The following is a 26,613-nucleotide window of genomic DNA, read 5'->3' as shown; positions in this document are numbered from 1 at the left end:
AAAATTTGAAGTTCTACCGTAAATGTAGGATCTACTACAAGTTCGAGGTTCTCACGTAAAATGTGGGAACTACTACGAAAGCAAGTTCCCTAAATTCTTGATGAACACTTTACCGATATACTTCGATCCATTTTTAAAATGGTCGGAATTCCGGTTTTTATTCTTACTTCAAAAAACCCGCGGATGTTTCGGGATAAATCTGGGAAGCGAGAATAAAGATAAAAACGCTGACGGCGATTCCCATCGACGCAAGTAAAACATCCTTCCCTACTTTACGAAACGTTTCGAGATACGGCAGATCCCGAAAGGTCATAAAGTTCAAAATGATTTCCCGGCCTGCGAGCATTCCTAAAAAGACCCAAGTCGTGGACATCGGCATCTTACTCCATTCATGAAAAACGATCAGAATCGTTCCGTAAACCAAGTCCACAATGGTTGCGGCCTTGGACCATTGAATGTCCGATTTTTCGGTGACGATTTCCTGAATCGTTCCCCCGTTCGTATAAAGAATGATTCCGAGCGCCACCACGAGCATCGCGATCGCGAGAGAAAATTCTAAAAGCGAAAGTTGTCTCGGAAGATAAATTACGATGTTTGCCGCGTCTTGTCGAAGCCAAGCGATCCAAAGATAAATGGTGGACAACCATTGAAACAAGGCCCATCTTTTTTCGCTTCTGGGATCCGGAACGTGGTCTTCCGTATATTCTTTCGGATCGAATTTCACGAGAATTCCCCAGACAAGAATCGCAACGCCGAACGCGATCCCGTATCCGAAAAAGGACTTTGTGAGCATCTTCTCGATATTGCTTCCGCCGAACAAACCGAGGATCAAAAAGGTAGTCGAGATCGGAGATTTCAATCTTGTGATAATGACGAGAATGAGCGGCGCTAAAAGTTGGATGAGATTGAATTGTCTGACTTCGGGAAAACTTTCCAAACGTCCGAAGTGAACTTGAGAATCGTTAAAGACCCAAGCGCCCAAAAAGATAATTACGACGGTTCCGCCTAAAACGAGGAGCTTTGGAATCCAATGAACCGCCCGCTTGCTTTCGATAAACGTTCCCACAGTCTGAACTGCGTCGTTTCCGGCGACGGAAAACGCGCTGATAAAAAACGCGAACCAGCCCAAATAGTAAGAAGGAGATCCTAGTTGATAAGCGACAACCATCAGAATTCCGGCGATCGCGACTAGGGAATAAAATCGGATCTGATCCTTCTTACTAGGATGTTGAAAATCAATTTCGTTTTGTTTCATCGGAAAGGATATCTCTAAGCTTGCGCTTAAAAAGATACTAATAAAACGCCGGAACTCCCGTCAAGGGGGTTCCGGTGCGATGTAGAGGCGGTTTTAATCCAGAAAACGTTTTTCGTATTTGGATTCTATGTCACGGAGATCGAAGAGGATAAAAAAATCGATGGTTTTGAAGACCTGATCCCAAGCGGGAATTCCGCAGATTTGAGATCCTGCGCGGATATAACCTTTGATGAGAGCGGGAATTCTTTTTTGAACCGTCTTCATGTCGTCGATCGCGTAATTCGGATCGAAACCCGGAACCTCGAAGCCTGCAAGCGGGGTCACGTCGAATTCTTTTCCGGCGAGGGCGTTCTTTTCCTTAAGATAAGCATAGACTTCGTTTGCGGATTGAGCGTCCGTATGATGAATCGAACCGCAGCCGAAAAGGTATCTAACGTTGTGCTTGCGCATATACGTTCCAAGACCGGCCCAGAGCATCGAGATCACGGAACCGTCTCTGTATTCGGGATGAACACAGCTTCTTCCGATCTCTGCGGTTTCCGCGTCCAACTCGTAGATCTTAGTGATGTTGAATTCGTTGTCCGAATAAAAACCTAAGTTCTTTTTTGCGATCGATCTACGGAGAATTCTATACGTGCCTACGATCTTATCGTCGCGGTTTTTATCGACCACGATCAGGTGATCGCAAAAGAGATCGTATTCGTCCCTGTCTTTGCGAGTAGCGGCGGATTGAGGAAGACCTTCCCCTAATTCCAGATTGAATACTTCATAACGAAGTGCGAGAGTGCGCTCTATTTCCAACTGGTTTTCGGCGATCCGAACTTCCAGCTTTCGTTCTGTTTTAACCTTGTTCTCTACAAAACCTGTTCCCATAGCAGCATCCTTCGGTTTTAAATTATCCAACATCATATTCGTTCCGGTTACGTTTAGATTACATGGAAAATAAATTCCGGTGACTCGAATGGAGAAAAAGTGGGGAATGGAATTTTATGAAAACGATTCGAATTCTTCGGAAACGTTCGAAATGCGATCGTTCCCGAACCTCATCAAACCGCCGGGGAAAGTTTGATCGATTTTTATTTCCGAATTAAAATCGAATTCTAAGTGGAAGCGTTATGAATCAAACAAAACTAAAAAGTCAAGAAGCCATCTGCATTCTAGATTGAATGTAAGTTTCAATCAGATACTTCGCCTTCGCATCCAAAGTGGAGAACTCGACCCCGAACAAAGAAGCTTCCGGAGCTGCGACCTTGCGTTTTACTTTGCCCGAAAGTTTCAGAGGATTTCTTCCGGGAAGAGTCAGAATCATTTGGATCGGAGAATTCAAATCACAACCTTCGAACAGATGAGGAACTTCGATCGCGAGTCCGCCGATACTGATATCCTTCGCATTGAGAATATCCAAAAAATTCAGGCCCATCAATTGAACCTCGATGACTTCGTTCGCCGCCGGAAATACTCGGGGAAATTTTCTGTGATCCATGGTGACTCTCGTGTTCATGTAGAATTCGACGAAGTCAGATTTTGAAATCAACAGTTTGGAAAGACAAGTTCTTTTTGTAGCTTTTTATAAATCAAAATAAGCAATCAAGTGTTCGAAAATAAAACTATACCCAAAGGATTAGAATTTAGACTGGAGACTCAACGCTGCTCAGCTTAATCGTATCCAAGATCTTCGATACTTTCTTGTCGAACTTCTTATTAAAGACGAACGCATTCAGCGTTTTTTCCAAAAACAAAATCATTTCCACAGCTTTCCATTCGAGAACGTTCTTATGATCGCGGATCTTCCCGGAATGAAGCAAGGTGGAGATTCCCCGAATCGATTCGTTTTTAAAATCCCTCCGCAAAGCGATGAACAAGGCCTGCGCTTCCGGAGTTAGAAAATGGAACTTCTTAGAAAACAAAACCGCATCGTGAAAGTATTCGGGACGAATCACCGCTCCGTTCAAACGAAGCGACAAGATCAGAAATCCGATAAAGTCGGAGATCTGATGAAAGATTCCCAAACCCGGAACGTCCTGTCCCGGATACAGCCGGCTCTTATCCATGGACGGCGATTTCGGATGACGTGTCTGCAGCCAGTTGATGATCAGATACTTTTCTTTAAAGAAGTAGTCGTTGATTTCCAATCGATATTCTTGAATGCTAAGACGAAGATGAAGAAGAATCTCTTTCTCGGAAACGAGAGCAAGTCTTTGAAAATCCTGCCCCATACCGGTGATCTCGAGCTGAACTTTTTGATATCCTTTCTTTTTGATCTCGGGAAGAATTCCCGTGATTTCGAGGAGTTCCAGAATATTCTCGCTCGTTAAGGAATTAAACAGAATTCCTTCCTGAAACGAAGAATCGGAATCATCGACGGCCGCTGCTAAAAATTCATCGTAAACAAAGTCGAAAAATCTAGGATTATTGTAACTTGATTTAGCCATGAAAAGAATCGAAGATTCTCCGATCGAAAATCTTCTTTTGTCCCCGATTCAATCACGATCTTTTAGCATTCCATTTTTTCAAGGAGAATCCCTCGAACGAAAAAGAATGATTCTAAATCGAAGATGCGGTTCTTGATCTTTATCAAAGTCGATTCAAAGAATCGATTTCAAAACCCGATCCGCAGCTTCCACTTGCGGATAATGACCGATGCCTTTCAGTTCGACGATATCCGCCGAAGGAGATAGTTCCCTAAATCGTTGTATGAGATGAGCGCCGCTGACGGGATCGTCGACTCCGTTGATCATTCGAACGGGAACGGGAGAATTTAAAATCGCTCCGACCCAACGTTCTCGATTCGTTTTTCGTTCCTCGATATATCGTATCAGTTTGTGCGCGATCTTGGTTCCTCCGTCGGAAGCAACCAATTCCCAAAAGCGATCCAATTCTTCCTGACTCGGTTTCGTGTTTTGTCCGAAAACCGCGGCAAAACTTTTCTGAAAGGATTTACGATTCATCAGTCGGGAAAGAATCCATCCGATCGGACTATTCAATAATTTCTGGATAAATCTAGGCCGGTGCGATTCCGGAAAAATTCCTCCGTTCAAAAGAGTAACGGCCTTGATCTTCAAACCTTTTGCTTTCGATTTTTTACGTTCGATAAATCTCGCGAGAAGTTCCTGAGCAACGGTATCTCCCAGATCGTGCGCGAGAATCTTTACTTCGGAAATCTTCTTGTCGCTTAACAATTTTTCGATGATATCCGCCTGTAAAAAAATGGAATAATCGATTTCCGGTTTGGACGAGAATCCGAATCCGAGCAGATCCGAAGCGATGAGTCTTCTTTTTTTGGAAAGAGGTTTCCAGATTTTTTCCCAATCGTAGGACGCGGTCGGAAATCCGTGAATCAACAGAAGATTCTCCCCTTTGCCTTCTTCCTTACAAAAGATTTTCCAATTTTGATACGCGACGGTCGAACCGGAACGTTTCCATTCTTCTAAAGTCATAAATTCTCCGTTTAACGGCTGTTATAGATCGTTTGAATTTGAGCGGCGGTCAATGCGACCGGATAATAAATTCTAAGTTCGTCGATCAGGCCCACATATAATTGACTCGCGTCTCTCCTAAATCTTCCGATATTGGCGGGATAGGAATTCGCCGTCGCGAATGTGGATGAAAATAAATATCCGCTTTGAACGGCGACTCCGTCAAGGTATAAAGTCGTATTCGGATTTCCTAAACTAGGATTGTAAACGCAGGCTACGTGATGCCAACCGATAATCGGACCGACCCAACTAAACCCCTCGCTGAAATCGCCTTCTCTCCAGGACATCACGCCCACACTGCCGTTACTCGCATGAAAATCGAAAATCAAATTCGAAAACGGTCCGTTGTTTTCGGACTTGTCGAAAATGGTTCCGACCGACGCAGTATCGGGAGAAATCCAAGCGGTGACGCTAAACGATTGGTTTCCGGCAAAGTGAAAGTTGCTTCCGGCAGAATCGGGAATATCAATGTAATCGAATGTAGGAAAGGGACCGTAACCGAGACGAATCGCATTGCCTACCACTCCCGGAACAATCGTTCCCCCGAAATTACCGGTTACAATTCCGCCGTTACCGTTTCCGGATATATCGATAAATGACATGCTTTCAAACTGCATCGTCAGGGAATTTCCGGAATAATTCGCAACGCCCGTAGCTTGCAGAGAAACACTGACGGGCGAAATGTTTCCTCCCGGTTGAATCGTTAAAGTCGCCGTTTTTATCCCGGGTGAAACGCTGTTATAATAAATGGAAGCGTTTACATTCGAACCGTTCGCGATCGTCCCTGTGGGCGCTCCAACAACGACAAAATCGGACGCGTTCGATCCGGTTAGACTTAGGAAATTAGATGCAGGAATTTGAATGTCTCCGCCGGAAGAATTCGTGATGATAATCGAAGCGGAAGGAGATTTGAATCCGTTTAACACCGATTGAAAATCGTATGCCGCACCCGCGGAAAAGTTCGTTTGATTGATGGAAGCCGCGATCGGTCCCGAAGGTCCGGACGACGTGGTAATCCGCGTAAATCCGAAGCTCAATTCCGGGATCGAAGAAGATTGAGGATCATATTTACAAAGTACGAGCGGAAATAAAACGAATACATACAGTACGCGAAATGCCGTGAGCGATTTCATTTTCAATTCCAATCCTCCGCACGACGTTCCTGATAGAACGATCGGCAGCGGATTCAGATCCTACAGAAGAAATCGCAAAAAACAACTATTATACGAATTGAATGCGTCTTTTTGAAATAAATTCTTTATACGATGAATCGATCCGTGATCCTTCGCAGATTTTCCGCGGAGATTTCGAGGCTTTTCGCCGAAGCCGAAATTTCCTCCGCCCCCGAAGCGGTTCCCAACGTATGATCGTTGATCTGAACGATGACCTGCGTGATTTCATGAAAGGCCTGTTTTTGTTCGTCCATCGCCTGTTTTACGAACTCAGCGTCCTTTCCGACTTCGTCCGCGTTTTCGGCGACTTGTAGATTGATTCCTTCCTGCGAACTCGTGATTTCGAACAGCTTTTCCATCGCTTTGGAAACAGTGTCCGTACTTTTAATAATACCGTGAATGACTTCGGAAGAAGACTCGATTCCGCTCGCTCCCGAATCCAATTCGCGATTGTTTCGAAGAATCATTTCGCTGATCGATTTGATGGAAGACGCGGTTTTTTGCGAGAGTTTGGAAATCTCTTCCGCAACGACCGCAAAACCCCGGCCCGCTTCTCCCGCTCTCGCCGCCTCGATCGCCGCGTTCAGAGAAAGGAGGGAGGTCTGATCGGAGATGTCGTTGATGATTCCGATGATCGCCGACATTTCTCCGGAGGATTTGATGATGTTCTGAACCATCGTCTTCATCTGACTGAGGGATTCTTCTCCTTTTGCCGCTTGCAAGGAGATATTCTGAGTCAGTTCGAGGGCTTGTTTGATTTCCTGACCGATCTCTCTTACGCTGGAGGAAAGGTTTTTTATATTATTATGAAATTCTACTATGTTTTTATACTGACGATCGGTCCCCGAAGCGATGCTGTCCATACCGGAAGAAAGCTCTTCTACGGTCGCCGACATTTCCTCGGTGGAAGCCGCGGTCGCCTGCGCTCCGGAAGCGAACGAATCGGAAGAAGCTGTCAATTCCTCCGAAGCCGTCGCGAGCTCGGTCGAAACACGCTGAATGTCCTTTAACGAATTACGAATACTGAATATAAACGAATTCATATCGCGGCTCATAGAACCGATCTCGTCTTCGTAAACCACTTTGATATCCGAAGTCAGATCTCCTTCCGCCATCGTCTTAAACAATTTGCTCGCGTTTTCCAAAGGACTGAGACGTTTTTTCAAAAGGAGATAGAGAAGATACGCGGAAATCGAAGCGGTCGCCGAACCGGACAAGATGATTAATACCAAAAGTCCGATCAGAGATTCCTGGATTTCCGTTTTCGGCTGAATAGCCGCGATCGAAATTCTCCAGTTATCCAAACGGTAGATCATCGCATATCGATCCGTTCCGTTGTACGTAAATTCCATGGTCTCTCCCGTTTTAAGAGCAAGCATGGTCTGACCGTACGACTCTTTGGAAACGTCCAAATTTAAAATCATTTCCTTCTTAGGATGCGCGATGATCAATCCGTCGTGATCGACGGCGGAGACATATCCTTGCTCTCCGATCTTAATCTCTTTGATGATTTTTTCCGAAATGGAATCGAAGGAAAGGGCAACGCCCACAAGTCCGATCGGACGATTTCCTTCTAAGATAGGAACGGAAAGTAGAGAGACCGCTAAACCGGTAACGGGGGATTTCCGGGCCTTTGCCAGATAAATCTTTCCTTCCTTGGCGGCTTGTAAACTTTTTTCGATCCCCGCTTCCGAAAGTTTAAAACCTATCGTCACCCCGCCCCGACCGTCCGCGATGATCTTAGAATCTCCATCCAAACGGCATATAAAGATATTCTCATATACTCCGTACCGCTGCATTAGATCCTGATAGAAACTTCCGGCAATGGGCGCTCCGGATCGGATCGATTCCAAGGTCCGCGGATCTTTGGCGATGGTCCAAGCGATATTGGTATGAGAGGTCAAAAACGCGTCGAATTCCAAACCCACAACGCCGATGACGCTTCGCATCTGGCTCAGATAGTTTTCGGTGATCTTTTTTCTGCCGAAAAAATAAGCCGCTCCGGAAACGATACAGGTTAATGCGAATAAAATTGTAATTCCTGAAATCAATAGAATAAATTTGAGACTGCTTCGACGCATGGATAACTCCCCGCTAGTTCTAAAGCCAATGTTTTCGGAATTCTTTTTTTGAAAAGACCGAACGATAATTCTCCATCTCTTAAATTATAATTCTAAGAGAATCAAGGAAGAAAGAATAATCTATTTTGATTAAAATGTCCATTAAAAATAATCAAAAAGGACTAATGTTCGAATCGAGTTCAAGGATCAAATAATATTATAAATTTTGAATATGATTAAGTCGCACCAAAGATTCATAAATCAATCGTGGACTTTGAACGCAAGGCAATCAAATCGAATTCAAAAATCAGATTTCTTGCAAGAGACGCTTTTTGAATTCTTCCCGATCCTTACCCGAGGGAAGTTTTCCTAAACCCGCTTTTAGATTGTCTTTGAGATGAGAAACCTTGGAAGTCGCAGGAATCACACAGGTAACCGCCGTGTGAGAAAGAATGAATTTCAAAAACGCCTGGCCGAAAGAATCGCAATCCCATTCTTTAAAATACGCAGGCACGCTTTTACCTTTTACTCTGCGGAAGAGTTCTCCTTCCTCGAAGGGACGATTGATAAGGACGCCGATTCCGTTCGCCTCCGCAAACGGGAGAATACGTTCCTCTGCGGCTCGAGTTGCGATCGAATACGGAATCTGAATGAAATCGATTTTTTCATTCTTCGCGATCGTTTCCATTTCGGCAAACGCGGAAGAAACGTAATGAGTGATCCCGATATAACGGATCTTTTCACCTTCCTGTAGCAATCGCAGAGTTCGAAGATGCGTCTGTGTATCCACTAAATTATGAATTTGGAATAGATCGATTTTATCCGTTTTGAATTTTTCAAAAGAAGACTGAATCTGTGCTTTACCCGCAGCTTCTCCTCGAATCCAAACCTTGGTGGCGTAAAAGACTTTCTTTCTCGATTGTTCGGAAAGCTCGGAAGAAAGAACGCCCACGATTTCCTCAGCTCTTCCATACATCGGAGAAGAATCGACGACCCTTCCGCCGGCATCTATAAATTCTTTCCAGACTGCCCTTAAGGATTCGAGTTCGGAAGAATCTTTCGAGACATCCATCGTTTGCCAAGTCCCGAGTCCGATCGAAGGAATTTTTTCTCCGCTTTTCTGAATCGTTCTTTCCAAGATCTTAGCTCCTTCCTTTGCGAATAAACTCCGATACGGAATTTCGACCAAGCCGGCCGCGAACGCGAAAGCCGCGCTTCGTTTTAAAAAATCGGAACGTGAAATCGAATTCATACGTTTTATTCTTTCCTTTAAAACGAAAATCTACTGCGAAAGATCGGAAGATAAAAGGAAAAAACGGAACTCTATCGACGATTGTATCTGATTCTGCGGATTTTTTTCTTCGAGATGATTTGTACGGCGCCTTTGTATTCGAGATGGATTTCGTCTCTCGTTTGATCCGTTATATTTCCCTTCAACTTTTGACCGTTACCTAGAAATACGACGGACGCGTATGTTTCGGTGTCATCCGAAATCGGTTCGATTCTTTTTTTGGAAGGAAGAATCTCGTCCTGCTTTATCGCTTGAACTTCGATTCTTCTATTTTGAAACGAAGCCACCTCGTCCAAACGACGGAGAATCGGTTTGTTCGAACCGAAACCTCGCGTTTCCACGCGGCTCGAATCGATTCCTTTCGAAAGTAAATACGCTTTTGTGGAAGCGGCTCGTTTCATGGAAAGAATCTGATTTTGTTTCCGATTTCCGTTTAAATCGGTGTGACCGGAAATCACGATTCTCAAGTTCTGATTTTCTTTCAGAATGGAGGACAACTCGTCCAGAATTTCGAAAGAATGCTCGTCGATCTGATCCGAGTTGGATCGGAAATAAACCCCTCTTAACACGAGCGAATTGGATTTCAAAATGGAATCAAGATCAAGTTTCGAACGAACGCATTCGACTTCCACGCTTCTTGTGTCGTATACGCCTCCGAAAAGAATATGGATAAAAAAATCGGATATACTCCTGAAAATTTTAAAACTTTGAATTCCCTCCGGACATTCCGCTCGATCGTGTCCTCCCTCGAAATATCCGAGCACATAACTTCTGGACGTGAAGCTGGCTCCTTTGAAGGATTCTCCCGCTCTCGGAAATTTGGCGGGGATGATGTTCGTCTGATGACAAGCCAAAACGAAACAACAAAGCAGAGACAAAACCGTCAGTCGCGGAAAATACATTCCATTTTTTGAATATGAATATCGAACTCCGATCAGTGACATACGATTTCCAAGGAACGGGGGGAATAAATTCCGATCGTGATTTGTTCGAACAATATGTTCGTAAACGAAGAATATTGATGAACTTCCTTGATTCCACGTTCCGGACAGTATTGAGCTTCCGAATATTCCAATTTTCGGGGAAGAAGCCCCATCAAATAATAATTCTGTTTTAACAGGATCGTCTCACGATTGATTTCTTTTGTTTTCGCTTGTTTGGCCGCGATGGGCGCCACTTCCACCCGCGCGTGTTGACAAAAAGAGGTTTGCAAACATAAAAGAATTATAATTCCGGAATATACTATTCTTCGCATTCTATTTACCTCTGCACGCAGTAGAGCACAAGGGTATTGTTACAAGCAAATCCCAATCCCGCATCATCCACAAGCGCGCTACCTAAGGAGCCGTTACCGTTGCTGATTCCAAACGAGCCGTTCACAACAGTCGAGGTTGAGGTCCAAGATACCCCTCCGCTCAAACAGGTTTGTCCGGTCTTAGGAACCCAGGTAGCTCCACTTGTGTCGATTCCCGTATACACCCCATTCGCAGTCGTGGTGATTGTATTCGTAACCGGAAAAATAAATTGTCCGTTGGCATCCGTAGACGTGACAGTCAGATTGCTATTGCTTATACTTTTATAAACCTTGTTGGGATACAATACCCAGTCGGTGGTAAGATTTCGACTTCCATCCTCGGCCATGAGAAGCGCCTTGTAGCTATTCGGATCTCCGGGAGCACCTGCTCCCGACGCACCCGAAGCGCATTTTGCATCTGCCCCCGAAATACCTCCCCAATTTCCGCCGATAGCGAACGGATGATTGTATAAAAATATCGCGCAACTACTACTCTGCGAACAACCTGAACCGACACTCCCACCAGCGCTTTCTGAAGCGGAGGAAGAACCCGTTGTTCCGTTTTGCAGAATAGCGAGCAGAACGAGAGAACCGTTATCATTCGAAGATCCCGACTGGGGCGCCGCAAGGGCGGTCACAACGGGCCAAATCGTGCAGGAAACCGAAAGAATTTGAATGAATAAAATCAGAAAAAGAAATAACGGGAATTTTATTTTTTTCCCGTTATATAAGAAGTTAAGAGTTGCACCAAACATAACAATCCAACAACGGATCGAGTTGCAAACCTTCGAACGAGTTTCTCGAAAAGGGAATGAACGACCGATAATGCGGACTGAACGGTTTTTCTTCTTATTCTTTATAAATCCATAGAAATTACGTTTCTTGGATCAACGGCTTTGTGTCGATTTTAGTGGGCTTCGTCCCAGTTGACTCCGAACTTTCCTTCGACGAGAATCGGAAGATCCAAAGGCATTGCGGTCTCCATGTGCTTTTTCATGGAAGCCTTGAACTCTTCCTTCTCTTTTTTATGAACTTCAAAGACCAACTCATCGTGAACCTGCAACAGCATTCTCGATTTGTATCCTTTCGTTTCGATCTCGTCGTGGATTTTGATCATCGCGATCTTAATCATGTCCGCGCTTGTTCCCTGAATCGGGCTGTTGATCGCGATTCTTTTGGCGGCTTCTTTCGCGGATTTGTGCGTACTGTTGATATCCGTAACCGGCCTGCGGCGTCCCGTTAAAGTCTGAACATAACCGTTCTTTTCGGCGAATTCGACCATCGAATCCATATACGCTTTTACGCCGGGATACTGTGTCATATAACGTTCTATAAACGACTTCGCCTCGTCTCTCGGAATTCTAAGATTTCGGCTCAAACCGTACGGTGTAACTCCGTATATTACGGAAAAGTTAACTACTTTCGCCTTATCGCGCATCTCGTGCGTAACGTCTTTTTCAGCGACTCCGTATAAAGCCGCGGCCGTTCTTTTGTGAATGTCGATGCCGTGATTGTATGCGTCGAGCATCGCCGCATCTTTAGAGACGTGAGCCATGATTCTAAGTTCGATCTGGGAATAATCCAAGCTGAGAATTTCATAATCGTTCGAACCGACGACGAAGCCTTTTCTTAAAAGTCTTCCCTCCCGGTCCCTGATCGGAATGTTCTGCAAGTTCGGATCCGTGGACGAAAGTCTTCCCGTCGCGGCGATCGTCTGATTGTAACTCGTGTGAATTCTTCCGGTCTTAGGATTTACCATTTTCGGAAGAGCGTCCACATACGTGGATTTGAGCTTTGTGTATTTTCTGTAATCCAGAAGTTTTTCGATGATCGGATGTTCTCCCGCGAGTTCTTCCAAAACCTCGTGATCGGTCGAATAACCGGTCTGCGTCTTTTTCACGACTCTGAGTTTTAAATCGTCGAAAAGAATCTTCTGCAATTCTTTCGTTGAAGCGATGTTAAACGGTCCGCCCGCTTGTTTATGAATCTCGCCTTCGAGATGGCGGATCTCACGATCGAAGTCGCGGGCCAATTCCTCGAAGTAAGGAACGTCGAGTGCGATTCCCGTCTTTTCCATCTTGGCAAGAACCGGAATCAAGGGCATTTCCATATCGCGGAGAATCGGTTCTACTCCCGATTCTTTGATCGACTTTCTGAGAATTTGATACAAACGGAACGTGATATCCGCGTCTTCCGCGGCGTATTCGGCGACCTGTTCGGGATCGATGTCGGTCAGTTCCTTTTTCTTTTTTCCGGTTCCAACGAGATCGTCATAGGTGATCGTATCGTAGTTCAGCAGATCTTTTGCAAGATCGTCCATGTTGTGACGCCTTCCTTCGGGCCGCAAAACGTAGGAAGCGAGCATCGTATCGAACTGAATATTCTTCAACACAAAACCATGATTTTCTAATACGATCAGATCGTATTTGATGTTCTGTCCTACCTTGGGAACTTCGCTGGATAAAACCGGACCGAGATGCTCCCTGACTTCGTCCAAGGTCAAAGACTTGTCTTGAAACAAGGATGCGTTGTTTTTTACGGAAACGTAAAACCCGGTTTTTTCCTGATTGGAAAAGGAAATTCCCAGAAGTTCCGCCATAACTGGGTTAGGCGAAGTGGTTTCCGTATCGACCGAAAGAACCCTGGATTTCAAAAGTCCCCTGCAGATTTTAGAAAGTTCGTCCACGCTCGTGATGAGTCGATACGTTCCTTTTTCGCCTTTAGGAATCGGTTTAGTTTCGTCCGTTTCAGCCGATGTCGCATCGGCGACTTCCGCGTCTTTGGGAACTTCTTTGCCCGCCGATTTCGCGAGATCTTTCGAAAGAACGTTGTACCCCTGAGATTTAAAATAAAGAATCGCTTGGTCCGATTTGTAATCGGGCGTTTCGATATCCTTTTCGGTGATTCCTAATTCCAAATCCCTGCGGATCGTCGCAAGTCGTTTGGAAAGATAGGCGTTTTCCTTTTGTTCCGACAACTTGGTCTTCATCGAAGGATTTTTGATTTTCTCGAGATTCTTATAAACCCCGTCTAAGGATTTGTATTCTTGAAGAAGTTTGGAAGCGCCCTTGTCTCCGATTCCCTTTACACCGGGAATGTTATCCGAAGTGTCGCCGACGATTCCCATATAATCCGGAATTTGTTTTACGTCCACGCCCAATTCTTCCTTGACCCAGGCGGAATCGATTTCCACGAATTCGGTGACTCCCTTTTTACCGCGGAGCATTTTAATATTCTTTTTTTCTAATAATTGATATAAGTCCTTATCTCCGGAAAAGATCAGAATTTCCTTTGCGGTCGCACGGTAGTTTTCGCAGAGGGTTCCGATGATATCGTCCGCCTCGTGACCTTCCATTCTCAAGACCTTAAACCCGATCTTTTCCAAAGTCTCCATGACCTCTTTGATTTGAGGACGCAGATCTTCGGGCATCGGTTTGCGGTTGGCTTTGTATTCTTCGAAGGTTTTTCCGCGCTCCAAAGGACCGCCCGGATCGAAGGTCATCGCGACGTGGGTGGGCGCATAATCCTGCAGCAGCTTAAAAAGCATTTTAAAAAAACCGAATGTTGCTCCGCTCGGTTTTCCTGTTTTGGAATTCGTGAGATTGGAGGCTCCAAAGGCGTAATACGCACGGAAGACGAACGCGTGTCCGTCGATGATCAGAAGACGTTTCATTCTTTTTCTCCGAAAAGTTCTTCGCCCAGGAACGAATAATACGCGAGTTCCGTTTTACGGATCGTGTTTTTGATGGAGAATCGTTTTACCGATTCCTTATTGAAACTTCCGAACGTTTTTCGGAGTCTCACGTCATCCATTAGAGTTTCATAATATTTTGCGAGAGCGTCGGCGTCGCCCACTTCGGCGAGAAAGGCGCCTTTTTCGTGCGTCAGCATTTCCCCGATTCCTCCCCCTTTTGTCGCAACGATCGGAAGTCCGACCGCCATCGCATCGAGAATCGAGGTTCCGAGACCTTCTTCCTTGGAGGTTAGAGTAAAAATATCGAATAGGGAAAGTATATCGGGAACATCCATGCGATAACCGGTAAAAACGACTTTATCAGAAATTCCTAATGTGTTTGCGAGCGTTTCCAATTCTTTTCTAAGATCACCCTCGCCTACGAGGAACACTTTGAAGTTTTTGGAAGAATCGATTTTCGCGACCGCGTTCAAAAGAGTTCTCTGATCCTTGTGATCCACGAGCGCGGCCACGTTTCCGATCACGATCGTGTCCTTTTTGATCGAGAATTCTTTTTTGTATTTTGCCGGATCGGGAAGTTTTTTCGCAAAAGAGAAATCGATTCCGCTGTGAACGGTCACGGTTTTTGCCGGATCGACTCCGTCCCTCAAAAGTATTTCGCGGATCTTATTGGAAACGGTTAGGAAGAGGTCGTTTCTTTTGGATTTGTATTTCCAGATCGAAAATAAGTTTTTTCGGATGCTAAAGTCGACTCGTCGGGAGACGACGAGTTTCGTTTCGGGGAGTTTTGATTTTGCAAACAAAGCAAGCGTGTGGGCCTTTGCCGTGTGTGTGTGGATGAGTTTTACTTTTTTTTCCTGAACCAAAGCGCGGATCGATTTGACCGACGCAAGATCCCATTCTCCCTTCATGTCGATGGCTTGGAATGGAAGTCCATGGTCGGAACACCGTCCTTCCAAGGCGGATCCGGGTTTGCCCACGATGAGTTGTGGGATCTTTCGCTTCTTTAATCCTTCTGCCAGAAGAAGAAGTTGCCTTTCTCCTCCTCTCCAGCCTGTTTCCGTATCTATATGCAAAATCACCGGCTCAGTTTCCAGTTGCCTGTCCATTTCTGCAAGGAATCCTTGAAAAATCGCCGAACAGAAACGTTCTGTTTTTACGAAAAATATTCTAATATATTAAACCAATTTTAAAGGAAGAATCATGTGTGAACTCCTCGGTATGAGCGCCAATGTTCCGACAGACATTTGTTTCAGTTTGACCGGCCTCGTTCAAAGAGGAGGAAAGACCGGGCCTCATAAAGACGGCTGGGGAATTGCATTCTACGAAGGGAAAGGGCTTCGCGTCTTCCATGACCCGGAACCCGGAGTAGAATCCAAAATCGCCGCCTTTGTCCAAAAACTTCCGATCAAAAGTGAAACCGTAATCAGCCATATCCGCAAAGCGAATCGAGGCAAGGTCGAACTCAAAAACACACACCCCTTTGTGCGGGAATTTTGGGGTTCCTATTGGACCTTCGCACACAATGGACAATTCAAAAAGATCAAGGACGAATCCCTCGGTGATTATCTCCCGGTCGGAAGTACGGACTCCGAATACGCGTTTTGCTGGCTTTTAGGAAAACTCAAAAAGAAATTTAAGAATTCTCCCCGCAATGAGACAGAACTCTTCCGAACGATCGGACAACTGATGACGGAACTCCATCAAAAAGGAGTTTCTAATATCCTTCTCAGCGATTCAAAAAATCTCTACGCATTCTGTTCGACCAAACTTTCCTGGATCACCCGCAAATCTCCGTTTGGGAAAGCCCGGCTTGTAGACGCGGACCTCAGCGTGGACTTTCGAAAAGTCACAACACCCGGAGATATCGTCACGGTGATCGCGACTCGACCTCTCACTTCCAACGAAGAATGGACGATCTGCGAACCGGGACAGTTTCAAGTCTGGAGAAAGGGCAAAATCGTATTCTCCAATCGATGAGAATGGATTTGTCGGAATCCAACCGAATTCTACACTGACCGAAATTCCAAGATTCTTTGTCTAACCAAGGGTAATGTATGAAAATCCAATTTGAAGCCATGGACTATCGTTCGGACGACACGTTTGAAAAAGCCGATTATCAGTTCGAAGGAAGCCTGGAAAAAGGTTGGGACATTTCCAGAAACGGAAAGGAATATCTTCATCTCGGACCCGGTTATAAGCTTCTAAAATCAAAACTCTGCGGAGTTTGTTCCACGGATCTTTCCCGAAGATTTCTTCCCTTCCCGCTTCCGCAAGTGATCGGACACGAAGTGATCGCGGAAGACGTGGAAGCGAACAACGGAATCAAACAAAAATACGTGGTCGAAATCAACGACACGTACGAAGCAAGGGGAGAAGTCCCTTCCGATGAATTTTGTGAAGAAGGAATTCCGTCCCACAGCCCCGAACGGAAAGTCCTCGGAATCGATCGATTGCCCGGAGGATTCGGCCCTTATATTTTAGCGCCGCAGAACGCCGCGATCCCGTTCCAAAATCTTCCCGATAAAACCGCGGTTCTCATCGAACCGTTCGCAGCGTCTTTACAAGCCGTGATCGCTTCTCCACCGAAGAACGGAGACAACGTTGCGGTTCTCGGCCCGAGACGATTGGGCAGCCTCGTCATAGCCGCGTTAGACGCTTTTCGCGCTTCTTCCAAAATCAAATTCAAAATTACGGCGCTCGCAAGACACGATCATCTTCTCAAACTTTCCCTCAATCTCGGAGCGGACGAAGCGATCGATCTCAGAAAGGAAAGCCTAGAATCTCTCAAAGATCGTTTCGCGATCATTTACGATACGACCAGCACGACCTCCGGATTTGAAAGTGCATTAAAACTTTCTAATAGAGAATTGCATCTCAAAACGACGAACGGCCAGGAAGTGTTCGGAGTCAAAAAGCTCACCGAACTCGTGGTCGACGAACTTTCCGTTTTGAAATTCAGCGAAGAAAATCTGAACTTTCACTGGGAAAAGGAGAATCGCAAAAATCAAACCGTTTACGTCGCGCCGAGCGTCGGCAAACTGGATCTGCCTTCTCATTTTAAAGTATATTACGGAAGCATTGAAGAAGCGGAGAAGATTCTGGAATCGCCCGATTTTCAAGGACATGTTCCCCGTTTTGATTTGGGAATCGCCGGAACCGCTGAAGAAATCGATCTTCTCATTCGTCCGAATCCACGACACGAGAACTCTTTGATCCGTCCTCGCAGCGCGATCCTTTTCAAAGGAGAATCCAAAGGAAATTCTTTATTAGAGTTTTTGAATGCGGATAAATCGATCCATTCTTCCCGATGCGGAGATTTTCACCTGGCGATCAAACTCCTTCAGGAAAACAAAAAGGTTTCCGACGCATTGGAAAAAAACATGGTGACTCATTCGTATTCTCCCGATCATCTTCCGGAAGCGTTCACCAAGGCTCATACGCCCGAAGCCATCAAAGTAGTGATCGAACATGCCTAACTCCTCATCTCCAAGAGAATTGGAAACCTCCCTCGGATCGAATCTGAAGGAAGGCAAGGAAGGAATTTGGGATCTCGATCTCAGAGGCCTCCGCATTTTTACGGGCCTTTCCATTCTTTCCAGAACCTTAGGCGAAGAAGTTTTCGAACAAGTCCAAAACGGAATCGGAGACGTCACGATCTTCTACAAGATCAATCCGAACATCAACAGCGAACTTTTGAATTTACATATCGGTTATATTCAAATTTACGCAAGAGCCGGAGTTTTAAAGGACATCCTTCTTTTTAAGGAAGAATTTCAGGATCATTTAAGAACCGTATTCGGAACGTTTCAAAGACAGGTTTGGGCGAAAAAAATCCACCCCGAATTTTACGGAGAAGATCCGGCGAACTGCAAGATCTACGCGCTCGTGTTTCCCTTTCATCACGCGAGCCCCAACGAAAACATCGACTATCAATTCATCTTGGAACGGGTTCCCAATCAAAAGGAACCGGGAGAATTCTTCTTTCGCTTAACGGTCGAAAATTACGATCGAGCCAACATCGACCTTACCGCGGTTCCGCACGTAGTCGTAGACGATATCGGTTCCAGAATCTTCATCGCGGGAAGTACGAAAATCGCGGAAGCGATTAACAACGGAATTCTCAGCGCGGCCCAAAGGGGAGAAAAATCTTACGTCGAGGAGAACCGCTCTTTTTCCCGCGTATTCGAACAAATCGAAAAAACTCCTCTCGGAAAGTTGGATCAGATCAGCGTTTTCTGGGATAAACGTTTTTCCGATGAGATCGTCAAAACCGATCCGATCGAGGCCCTTCCCTTGTTTAAAAAGATCTTTCTTGTATTAGAAGATCATGAAATAACAAAACATCTCAAAGAAGGCTTCACCGTTCTCGTTCAACTTACGGACGAAACCGGAGTTTATATCGATCTTTCGCGACTGGACCGCGTGTTGAACTTCAGCTTCAACGCCAAGCGGACAACGCTCGATCTCAATCATTATCTCAAGCGGATGCCGATCCTGGAAAAAATCGCGAACCAGGAGAATCACGATTTCGATTTGACGGGATTTAACGTTTTTCTAATACACCATATCACATCCGAAATCGTCGCGTTGATCGAAACCTTTCGCAGACTCGGTTCCCGACAGCTCACCGTCGCCTTCGTAAAATACGGCGGCGTGGTTCCTTCCGCGTATTTGGACGTTCTTTTGGACGTTCCCACGGATCATTTTTATATGTCCGGGCTTCAACTCAAAGTCGGACCGAAAAACAAGATCTATTATTCCGTATCGCCGCTTTACAGCGATTCTTCGAAACTCAAAAATCTTTACGACCGTTTGGAAGAGGAAAAGCTCGGCTTCTTCGACGCGATGAAACTTCTTTCGGGACATCTCTTCCTAAATCTCCTTTTGGATTCGTATGAAAAAAAGGAAAAGACGATCTTAGTAGAAGACGGCGGTTATATCGCGCCGTTCTTCAACGAATTCGCGATCACGGGCAAGGACGTCGAGTTTCTCTGCAAAGAATATTCCGTAAACCGGACGGCGCCGAAATTGAAAGTCGGAGAATTCTTATCGCAAACCTTGATCGGTTCGGTAGAACATACGCGCAACGGTTACGATCGACTCAAAAGCGTTCAGGACAAAAATCAAAAACTCTTTTTACCGGCATTCTCCATCGCGATCTCGAACCAAAAAGTAAAGGAAGAATCCAAAGAAGTCGCGTATTCCATTCTCAGCGCGATCGAGGCAATTTTAAACGGACAAGGAATGATCTTGTCTTCGAGAAAGATCCTGATTCTCGGAGCAAAGGGAAACATCGGAACGTTCTTGTGCAAATATCTGCGATCACGGCTTCACGATACGAATCAGGACTTGGTTCAAGTCGATTTGAAAGTTTCCGAACCGGGTAATCTCGACTATCGAACGATAGACGAAATCGCAAGGGAAGAATTTCTTTCCAGAGATCTGATTCTCGGAGTCATAGGCATTTCGATTTTCAAAAAAGAACATTTCGAAGATCTGATTTTGAACGGAACAAAATCGAAAATCCTTATCGCTTCCGGTTCCACCAAAACCGCGGAATACACCGATTTGATCCACTGGCTCGACGAACTTTCGTTTTCCGAGGACAAAAAGATCGGAGGTTATCCCGCTCGTTTGGAATTCGATCGCATCTTGGATCCGCAATCGGGAATCGATCAAGGCGGGAAGGTTACGTTCAACGTTTCGAAAGACGGGAAAGAAATCGAAAAGACTTTCTTTTTGTTAAGCGACTTGAGTCCGATCAACTTTTTATTCTACGGGGTTCCAACGGAAGGAATGGACGCGATCATAGGGCAACTCGCTTCCGCGGCATTGGGAATGGCGGATCAATCCAAAAAAGGAAAACTCGTCGCACCCGGATTGTATGCGGTGGATCATCAAATCGATCCTTGGGGAAATCTCCTCTAATCATTCCGCTTCAATTCCGGCTTGATCTTAAACGAAAACTTCCGATCTTACTATCAATGTCGAGAATCATTCTTCTATCCTTGTGCTTTCTATTTCTGCAAGGCTGTTCCGTATTTCTTACCGGCAATTCGCTTCCGATCACGCCGAAAGATTCTTCGCAAATCGAAGCGGAAGTGACGTACGAACTCATCGGCTGGCAGGATGATGCGAGTAAAAAACTCGCTTCGGAAATTTTGCGAACGCTTCATCTTTCCAATCGGTTTAAACGAATTTCGCTTCATACGAAAACCGATTCCGAAATCAAGATTCAGATCATTCTGGAATCATCTCCGCGTCTCGGTCTTTTATTCGGAGAACAACCGCAGCCCGTTTCCTGGATGGTGGAGAAAAAGCCTTGGCCGTTTTCTCTCTATCTTCTCAATCGAATTCTTGCGATTCAGACTTTTTTCATCGTACCGATTTTGCAAAAGTCCGAAGACAAGGTTACCTTTCGCGTTTGGAAATGGAACCAAAAGATCGGAGAATACTCGTATTCGATCGATAGCGTCCATTCCTTCGGATGGATTTCGCTCGGCTTAACGTTTATCGACGACGGCGAGGAAATCGAATCCGCTTATTCGCTTTATACGAAGAAGTTCCTATCCGATTCGAGGTCGATCTATTAAATGAATCATAAAATTATAATATTATTTTGTATTTTTTCGTTTAGCTTTTGCGCCGGTTTTACCAATCCAACGGAAATCGTCCAAAACGGAAACGCGCTTCCGAAGGATAAAAAAGTCCGTTTCGAATTCACCGGATTTTCTCTTTACAATTCCGAAATGCTTCATATCAAAAAGAATCTATTGGAAAAAGGATTTCAAGAGGACGAAACGGCCGACCTGCTTCTGGAAATCATTCTCGAAGAACAAAAGCCCTTCTACAGTTACCGGACGATTCATGTCTTGAATTTTTTCGCCAGCCTTTTCACTTTGGGAATCGTTCCGTATTACAATCGGACCGAACACAAAATCATATATCGCATTTCGGAGAAATCGAAACAACCGAAAGAATCCGTTCACCACCTAACGCTGGATCAATGGCGGGGGATTTTGGTCCTTCCGCTATCTCCGTTTTTTTGGCCGTCCTCCAGTTTCGAAAAAAATCTGTTGAACTCGATCGAGGAATTCGAAAAACAATGAGAAACCGTTCAATATATTCTAAAATTATAATATTCCTGATCTGGATCGGAATCTCCGATTGCAGGTTGCTGCGCGGAAACCAAATGCCGCTGAAGGACGGTTCCACCTATGAAAACATCGTCATAAATGGAAAAACGCGAAATTATTGGTTTCACGTTCCGAAACAACCGATCGGCGATCGGCAAAAACTTCCGTTGATTCTCGTGCTTCACGGGCGACTCGGAAACGGAAAAAATATTCTGGAAGATTCCAAGTTCAACGCCGTTTCCGATAAGGAAGGTTTTTTCGTAGCATATCCGGACGGCTACAATCGAAGCTGGGCCGATGGACGTGGAGCGACGCCCGCGGACCGGGAGAAAATAGACGACGTTCTCTTTTTGGAAAAACTCATCGATCATCTTTCCGAACTTTTTCCGATCGCAAGCGATCGGATCTTTATCGTGGGTCATTCGAACGGCGGCTTTATGACGCAAAGAATGTTGATCGAAAAATCAAAACGCTTTCGTGCGGGAGTCAGCGTCGCCTCTCAAATTTCCGAGTTCGTATTAAAAAATTTCGAACCGCAAGGAAACGTTTCCGTGGCGTTTATCAACGGAACGGACGATCCCACGGTTCCGTATTACGGAGGTTATGTGAGAGACGGAGGACAAATTCTCGGCGTAGAAGATTCCGTAAATCGTTGGCTTGCATGGAACTCCTGTTCGAAAAATCCAAAGTTGGAAACTCGGGATGCGAAAGACGATAATACGAAACTGGAAATCCGTTCCTATGATCAGTGCAAAGGAAAGACCTCCGTTCGTCTTTACAAAGTGATCGGAGGCGGTCACAATTGGCCCGGAATCGAAAGAAAAATTCCCTTTATAGGTTCGCTCGGAACTCCCACATACGAACTCGATACGGCCGAGGACATCTGGTCCTTCTTTCGATCGACATGGGAACCGTAATTTTTAAAAGGAAAGATTGAAATTATATGCAAAAAATTGAATTCTTTTTCGAGTTTGCGAGCACCTATTCCTATCTTTCCGCAATGAGAATCGAAGGCTTTCTCAAAAATAAAAAAGTTCAAATTCACTGGAGACCGTTTCTATTGGGACCGATCTTTAAGGAACAAGGATGGAACGATTCTCCCTTCAACATTTATCCTTCCAAGGGAAAGTATATGTGGAAGGATCTGAAGCGAAGAAGCCGTAAATACGGAATTCCGTTCGAAATTCCTTCGCAATTTCCGAGAAACGGTCTGCTTGCCTCTCGAGTCGCCGTGGCAAATTCGGAAGCGCCGTGGATTTCTTCTTTTATTAAAAACACGTTCAGCGCTAATTTTGCGAAAGACTTGGACATTTCCAAACCGGAAATTCTGATTCCTATTCTGGACGAACTGAAACTCGACGGAACGAAAATTATCGAAGAGACACAAAAGGAAGAAGTGAAAAATCTTCTCCGTAAACAAACAGAAAGAGCGATCGAACTCGGGATTTTCGGCGCTCCCAGCTTCGTGATCGGCGAGGAATTATTCTGGGGAGACGATCGTTTGGAGGACGCTCTGGAAGAATTGCAACGTATATAGAATTCTTTCCGGAAACCGAAAAAAAATTCTCCCTATTCCGATTCTTTTGTCTTAGTAAAAGCGATTCCGTAATAAAATAAACTAAATGAAAAAATATATTAGAATATTCTTAACTCTATCGATTTTTTTGATTGTTCCCATTTACGGACAATCGAAAAGTTTCGGACTTTCATCGGAACCGTTGTTCGGTCCCCGTATTTTCGCACAGTCTTTGACCTTACCGGACGATGCGGCTCCTGTTAACGATCCGAACGTGAACACCAATCCTCCGATCATCGATCCGAACGCGCCCAAACCGGAACCGAAAAAGAAAGGACCAAAATGGTTTTCGATCAATCCGGGAATTACTTTGGAAAGCGTAACCGTCGATATAACGGGAAAAGGCAACAACGCAACGATGACTCAGGAAGGTCCGGGAAAAGCGACTTGGATGCTCGACGTAAAATCCAGAGACTTTCAATTTTCTGAATATGTCGGTGTGCATCTTCTTTTGCACAACTCGAGTTTCTTTTTAGACAATCAGTTTATGCCGAAACCGGTCGAAGCCCCTTCTGGTTCCTCTTCATCGTCTTCCTCCGGCTCTTCCTCGAGTTCATCGACTTCGGGAGATCGCACAAAGCAAGATATAAATACGAGGGTCGAAGGAGTTTACTCCATGGCGATTCCGATTCTTTATTTCGGTAAGGAAGGATCGGACTCGTTTCGTTTTGGACTAGGGGCCGGACCGGCCAACGTACGAATGACCGGTTCCGTTGATTTTCAAGATCCCGCTTTGAGTCTCGGATATCTTTTTTTGGACAGCACGAACCGAACCACCTTTCTCAATACGATTTCCGCGCTTCAGTTTATTACGGGAAACATAAGTCCTGCCAGCGGCGATCCATTAGTTAGTTATCTATTATCGAACCTTTCCACGGGGAAAAATTTGGAAATGCTCGGTTACTATTACTCCTCGAAGGGACTCCTCAAACCTGATCCGATTGCACTCTACGCGTATTTCGCTCATCCGGGAACATACACCCCTCTGGAGGCGTTAACGCTCGGAAGTTTGGCGAGGTCGCAGGTAAATTTCAGCAAACAGCAGGTTTTTTCGTTTATGTTTTATTTCGAAACTCCCAAGATAGGATACTTTAAATTTCGGCTCGCATTCGGCGGTCCGTTGTTCAAGGATAACGGTTATACGTATGAATTCCGCACGTTTCATCTAGCTTTTTTTACCCCAATCGAATTTTAGAAAACTATATTCAGGAAATTGAATTTATGAAGAAAAATCGAATCTACTCTCTGATCCTTTTGTTGTCCATATCCGTTTTCGCCGAAGGAAACTCGGATTTTCGAAACGACCTGAATCTATTGATGGGCTCGCTCGAATCCTGCGCCTGCAAGTTCGTACGCAACGGGGCCGAACACGATCCGAAAGAAGCGAGAGAACACATGGAAAGAAAACTGAACTCCGCAGGCGGACGAATCCAAACTATACCGGATTTTATCGAACATATCGGATCCAAGTCGAGCGTATCGGGAAAACCGTATCTCGTTAAATTCGCAGACGGAAAAACGAAGGAATCCGGAATCTGGCTGAAGGAAAAATGGGACGAGATCCAAAATAGAAAGAACGCTCCCGCAAAACCTTCCAAAGGAAAGAAGAATTAAAGAACGACTCTTTCGATAAATTCGAGCTCTGTAACGAAAATTTAATATTCCTTTAATGGGAATCTCACCGCCGCCCGGTACCATCTCCGGGCATGAGACCCGACTCCGAACTTAAACCATTTCCACCCGCTTCGATTCCGGGAAAAAGAATCTTTCGAATCGCAGTTGTTACGGAAACGTATTATCCGGAAATCAACGGAGTCGCAAAAACGCTTCACAAGATGGTTCACGATCTTGTGGAAAGAGGTCACGACATTCTTCTTTTCCGTCCGAGACAAGGATTGAGCGATTCGAATCGCAATCGCAAAGGATACACTGAGGTTCTTATGGCCGGATGCAGGATTCCTATGTATTCCGATATGCGTTTCGGCTTTCCCGCAAAACGGATATTAAAACGACATTTCAAAAAGGAAAAACCCGATATCGTTCACGTTGTAACGGAAGGACCGCTCGGTTGGTCCGCCGTTCGCGCAGCAAAGGATCTAGGAATTCCGGTGGTCAGCGATTTTAGAACGAACTTTCATTCTTACACGGAATACTACAAGGTGGGATTTGCGGGCAAGCTTGTTGGGAATTATCTAAGAAGGCTTCACAATCGTACGGCAATCACCTTAACTCCTTCGCAAGATTTGGTCGATCATCTTTTACAACAAGGATACGAGAACGTAAGAATCGTTTCGAGAGGTATCGATACAAATCTATTTCACCCGTCCAAAAGGGATTCTTCCCTTAGAAAAGAATGGGGAGCGACGCAAGATCAGCTCGTCGCACTCTATGTGGGAAGAATTGCGGCGGAAAAAAACATAGAGCTTGCTGTACAAGCGTTTCGTAAAATCCAAGAAACGGATCCGAACGCAAAGATGGTTCTGGTGGGCGAAGGCCCTCTTCGCGAAACTCTGGAAAAGAAGAATCCCGATTTGATTTTCTGCGGTTTAAAGAAAGGGGAAGAATTAGCAAAACATTATGCTTCCGGAGATTTGTTCCTGTTTCCGAGCATGACGGAAACGTTCGGAAACGTCGTTTTGGAAGCGATGGCGAGCGGAATAGCCTTGGTCGCTTATCAATATGCGGCGGCGGGTTCCTACTTAGAGCACGGAGCTTCCGCTCTTCTTCCTCGTTTCGGAAAAGAACAGGAATTTATCGATATGACAAGATTCCTCTCCCATAACCCCGGACTTAGAAAGAAGGTCGCCGCAAAAGCGAGAAAGAAAGCGATAGAATGCACGTGGGAAAAAGTCTCGGAAACTTTGGAAAACATATATTCCGAATATTCGATTTCTATGGATTATTTTTCGAATAAACAGAAGGAAAGAATAGGCGTTCTTAGAATCGCCGAATCAAGGGTTTAACCCGGCCGGATCTTTCAGAATTTCGTTCAATATATCCCTTGATGTCACGATACCAGCAATTTCGTTCTTAGAATTCATCACCGGAAGACAGGAAATCTTATAACGGAGCATCAGCTCCACGGCATATCGGACGTTTTGCTCTTCTTGAACGGTAATTAAAAAGGAACTCATGATATGCGAAGCGTTTCTCGTCAAAGTTTGCGTGTCTTGAATTCTTTCCATTCTCGTTCCGGCAAAAGGACTGATTGCTTTCAAATAATCTCGATCTGAAATGACGCCGATCAAATTCTTTTGGTCGTCTATCACCAAAAGGTGGTGAAATTCCAGTTTGTCGAATATTGCGCCGATCCTTGCGACCGTGTCCTTTATGTTTATGGTGATGATCCGCGTCGTCATCACGTTTTTAAGTGGTTTATCGAGATCCATTTTTTCGAGCCTTCGATTTTAGAATACGGACGAAAGATAAATTTTAAAACGAAAATCTACCCTGAGTAACGAAACATAAAAAAATTTCAGATGGATTCTTTTTTTTCTTGTACTTTATCGAACTTTCCTATGATGACCGAGTAATTCCAGGGCAAGGAGAATGTTGCCTATGAATTTAACTTCGAACCGTTTCCTTACTCAGAAAGACCTTTTTAGAAGGGAAGAATTCCGTCAGAAGCAGCTTCATTCTCTTCGAATCGCCGGATT

The 26,613-nt window shown here is 45.0% G+C and carries 24 protein-coding genes; 10 read left to right on the top strand and 14 right to left on the bottom strand.

Features of this window, described 5'->3' with window-relative positions:
* Window positions 1-163: 163 nt before the first annotated feature.
* The 13 genes from DLM76_RS07650 to DLM76_RS07590 form a co-directional block, all read right to left on the bottom strand.
* Window positions 164-1,255 carry a hypothetical protein gene (locus tag DLM76_RS07650; RefSeq protein WP_118964829.1) on the bottom strand — a complete coding sequence of 364 codons (1,092 nt, stop codon included), beginning with the start codon at window positions 1,253-1,255 and terminating at the stop codon, window positions 164-166.
* 93 nt (window positions 1,256-1,348) lie between these two features.
* The gene (locus DLM76_RS07645) at window positions 1,349-2,128 is read right to left on the bottom strand and encodes a GNAT family N-acetyltransferase (protein ID WP_118954600.1); all 780 of its coding nucleotides are present in this window, start codon (window positions 2,126-2,128) and stop codon (window positions 1,349-1,351) included.
* 265 nt (window positions 2,129-2,393) lie between these two features.
* Window positions 2,394-2,738 (bottom strand): PilZ domain-containing protein, encoded by a 345-nt coding sequence (locus tag DLM76_RS07640; protein WP_158586015.1) that lies wholly within the window; start codon window positions 2,736-2,738, stop codon window positions 2,394-2,396.
* 145 nt (window positions 2,739-2,883) lie between these two features.
* Window positions 2,884-3,687 (bottom strand): histone deacetylase, encoded by an 804-nt coding sequence (locus DLM76_RS07635; protein WP_118964828.1) that lies wholly within the window; start codon window positions 3,685-3,687, stop codon window positions 2,884-2,886.
* A 153-nt stretch (window positions 3,688-3,840) separates the two neighbouring features.
* Window positions 3,841-4,692: an alpha/beta fold hydrolase gene (locus tag DLM76_RS07630; protein WP_118964827.1), complete on the bottom strand. Its 852-nt coding sequence runs from the start codon at window positions 4,690-4,692 to the stop codon at window positions 3,841-3,843.
* Window positions 4,693-4,703: 11 nt separating this feature from the next.
* Window positions 4,704-5,864, bottom strand: coding sequence for a LamG-like jellyroll fold domain-containing protein (locus DLM76_RS07625; RefSeq protein WP_118964826.1), 1,161 nt, complete (start codon window positions 5,862-5,864; stop codon window positions 4,704-4,706).
* A 125-nt stretch (window positions 5,865-5,989) separates the two neighbouring features.
* Complete coding sequence (locus DLM76_RS07620) at window positions 5,990-7,984, bottom strand: methyl-accepting chemotaxis protein (RefSeq protein WP_118964825.1); 1,995 nt, start codon at window positions 7,982-7,984, stop codon at window positions 5,990-5,992.
* Between the two features lie 286 nt (window positions 7,985-8,270).
* The gene (locus DLM76_RS07615; RefSeq protein WP_118964824.1) at window positions 8,271-9,215 is read right to left on the bottom strand and encodes an aldo/keto reductase; all 945 of its coding nucleotides are present in this window, start codon (window positions 9,213-9,215) and stop codon (window positions 8,271-8,273) included.
* A 71-nt stretch (window positions 9,216-9,286) separates the two neighbouring features.
* A complete protein-coding gene (locus DLM76_RS07610) occupies window positions 9,287-10,198 on the bottom strand; it encodes an OmpA family protein (protein ID WP_118964823.1) in 912 nt (303 codons plus the stop codon).
* A complete protein-coding gene (locus DLM76_RS07605) occupies window positions 10,189-10,509 on the bottom strand; it encodes a Bor/Iss family lipoprotein (RefSeq protein ID WP_118954168.1) in 321 nt (106 codons plus the stop codon). The genes DLM76_RS07610 and DLM76_RS07605 overlap by 10 nt, the downstream gene beginning before the upstream one ends.
* A gap of 5 nt (window positions 10,510-10,514) precedes the next feature.
* Window positions 10,515-11,303: a DUF1554 domain-containing protein gene (locus DLM76_RS07600; protein ID WP_118964822.1), complete on the bottom strand. Its 789-nt coding sequence runs from the start codon at window positions 11,301-11,303 to the stop codon at window positions 10,515-10,517.
* 152 nt (window positions 11,304-11,455) lie between these two features.
* On the bottom strand, window positions 11,456-14,221 hold the full coding sequence (gene polA / locus DLM76_RS07595; RefSeq protein ID WP_118964821.1) for a DNA polymerase I: 2,766 nt from the start codon (window positions 14,219-14,221) through the stop codon (window positions 11,456-11,458).
* Window positions 14,218-15,324, bottom strand: a complete 1,107-nt coding sequence (locus tag DLM76_RS07590) for a glycosyltransferase (protein ID WP_118964820.1) — start codon at window positions 15,322-15,324, stop codon at window positions 14,218-14,220. Before DLM76_RS07590 ends, polA begins: the two co-directional genes overlap by 4 nt.
* A 121-nt stretch (window positions 15,325-15,445) precedes the next feature.
* Here DLM76_RS07590 and DLM76_RS07585 point away from each other — a divergent pair, with 121 nt between their 5' ends.
* The 10 genes from DLM76_RS07585 to DLM76_RS07540 all read left to right on the top strand — a co-directional run bounded on the left by DLM76_RS07585 (window position 15,446) and on the right by DLM76_RS07540 (window position 25,920).
* On the top strand, window positions 15,446-16,222 hold the full coding sequence (locus tag DLM76_RS07585) for a class II glutamine amidotransferase (RefSeq protein WP_118954172.1): 777 nt from the start codon (window positions 15,446-15,448) through the stop codon (window positions 16,220-16,222).
* Between the two features lie 77 nt (window positions 16,223-16,299).
* Entirely contained in the window at window positions 16,300-17,721 is a 1,422-nt protein-coding gene (locus DLM76_RS07580; protein ID WP_118954173.1) for an alcohol dehydrogenase catalytic domain-containing protein, read from the top strand.
* Entirely contained in the window at window positions 17,714-20,173 is a 2,460-nt protein-coding gene (locus tag DLM76_RS07575; RefSeq protein WP_118964819.1) for a hypothetical protein, read from the top strand. The genes DLM76_RS07580 and DLM76_RS07575 overlap by 8 nt, the downstream gene beginning before the upstream one ends.
* Window positions 20,174-20,229: 56 nt before the next feature.
* Entirely contained in the window at window positions 20,230-20,838 is a 609-nt protein-coding gene (locus tag DLM76_RS07570; protein ID WP_118954175.1) for a hypothetical protein, read from the top strand.
* The gene (locus DLM76_RS07565) at window positions 20,839-21,354 is read left to right on the top strand and encodes a hypothetical protein (RefSeq protein ID WP_118954176.1); all 516 of its coding nucleotides are present in this window, start codon (window positions 20,839-20,841) and stop codon (window positions 21,352-21,354) included. It begins immediately after the preceding gene.
* Window positions 21,351-22,298, top strand: coding sequence for a CE1 family esterase (locus DLM76_RS07560; RefSeq protein ID WP_158586017.1), 948 nt, complete (start codon window positions 21,351-21,353; stop codon window positions 22,296-22,298). Before DLM76_RS07565 ends, DLM76_RS07560 begins: the two co-directional genes overlap by 4 nt.
* Window positions 22,299-22,324: 26 nt before the next feature.
* The gene (locus DLM76_RS07555; RefSeq protein WP_118964818.1) at window positions 22,325-22,918 is read left to right on the top strand and encodes a 2-hydroxychromene-2-carboxylate isomerase; all 594 of its coding nucleotides are present in this window, start codon (window positions 22,325-22,327) and stop codon (window positions 22,916-22,918) included.
* An 85-nt stretch (window positions 22,919-23,003) separates the two neighbouring features.
* The gene (locus DLM76_RS07550; RefSeq protein WP_174714562.1) at window positions 23,004-24,152 is read left to right on the top strand and encodes a hypothetical protein; all 1,149 of its coding nucleotides are present in this window, start codon (window positions 23,004-23,006) and stop codon (window positions 24,150-24,152) included.
* Window positions 24,153-24,178: 26 nt separating this feature from the next.
* Complete coding sequence (locus tag DLM76_RS07545) at window positions 24,179-24,571, top strand: YfeK family protein (RefSeq protein WP_118954179.1); 393 nt, start codon at window positions 24,179-24,181, stop codon at window positions 24,569-24,571.
* 92 nt (window positions 24,572-24,663) lie between these two features.
* Window positions 24,664-25,920 carry a glycosyltransferase family 4 protein gene (locus DLM76_RS07540; protein WP_118954180.1) on the top strand — a complete coding sequence of 419 codons (1,257 nt, stop codon included), beginning with the start codon at window positions 24,664-24,666 and terminating at the stop codon, window positions 25,918-25,920.
* On the opposite strand, the gene DLM76_RS07535 is transcribed toward DLM76_RS07540, so the two are convergent.
* A complete protein-coding gene (locus tag DLM76_RS07535) occupies window positions 25,909-26,346 on the bottom strand; it encodes a CBS domain-containing protein (RefSeq protein ID WP_118954181.1) in 438 nt (145 codons plus the stop codon). The genes DLM76_RS07540 and DLM76_RS07535 overlap by 12 nt on opposite strands.
* Window positions 26,347-26,613 lie beyond the last annotated feature (267 nt).

Source organism: Leptospira yasudae (assembly GCF_003545925.1).
Classification (GTDB): Bacteria; Spirochaetota; Leptospiria; order Leptospirales; family Leptospiraceae; genus Leptospira; species Leptospira yasudae.
This window is presented reverse-complemented; position numbering and strand designations above follow the sequence as displayed.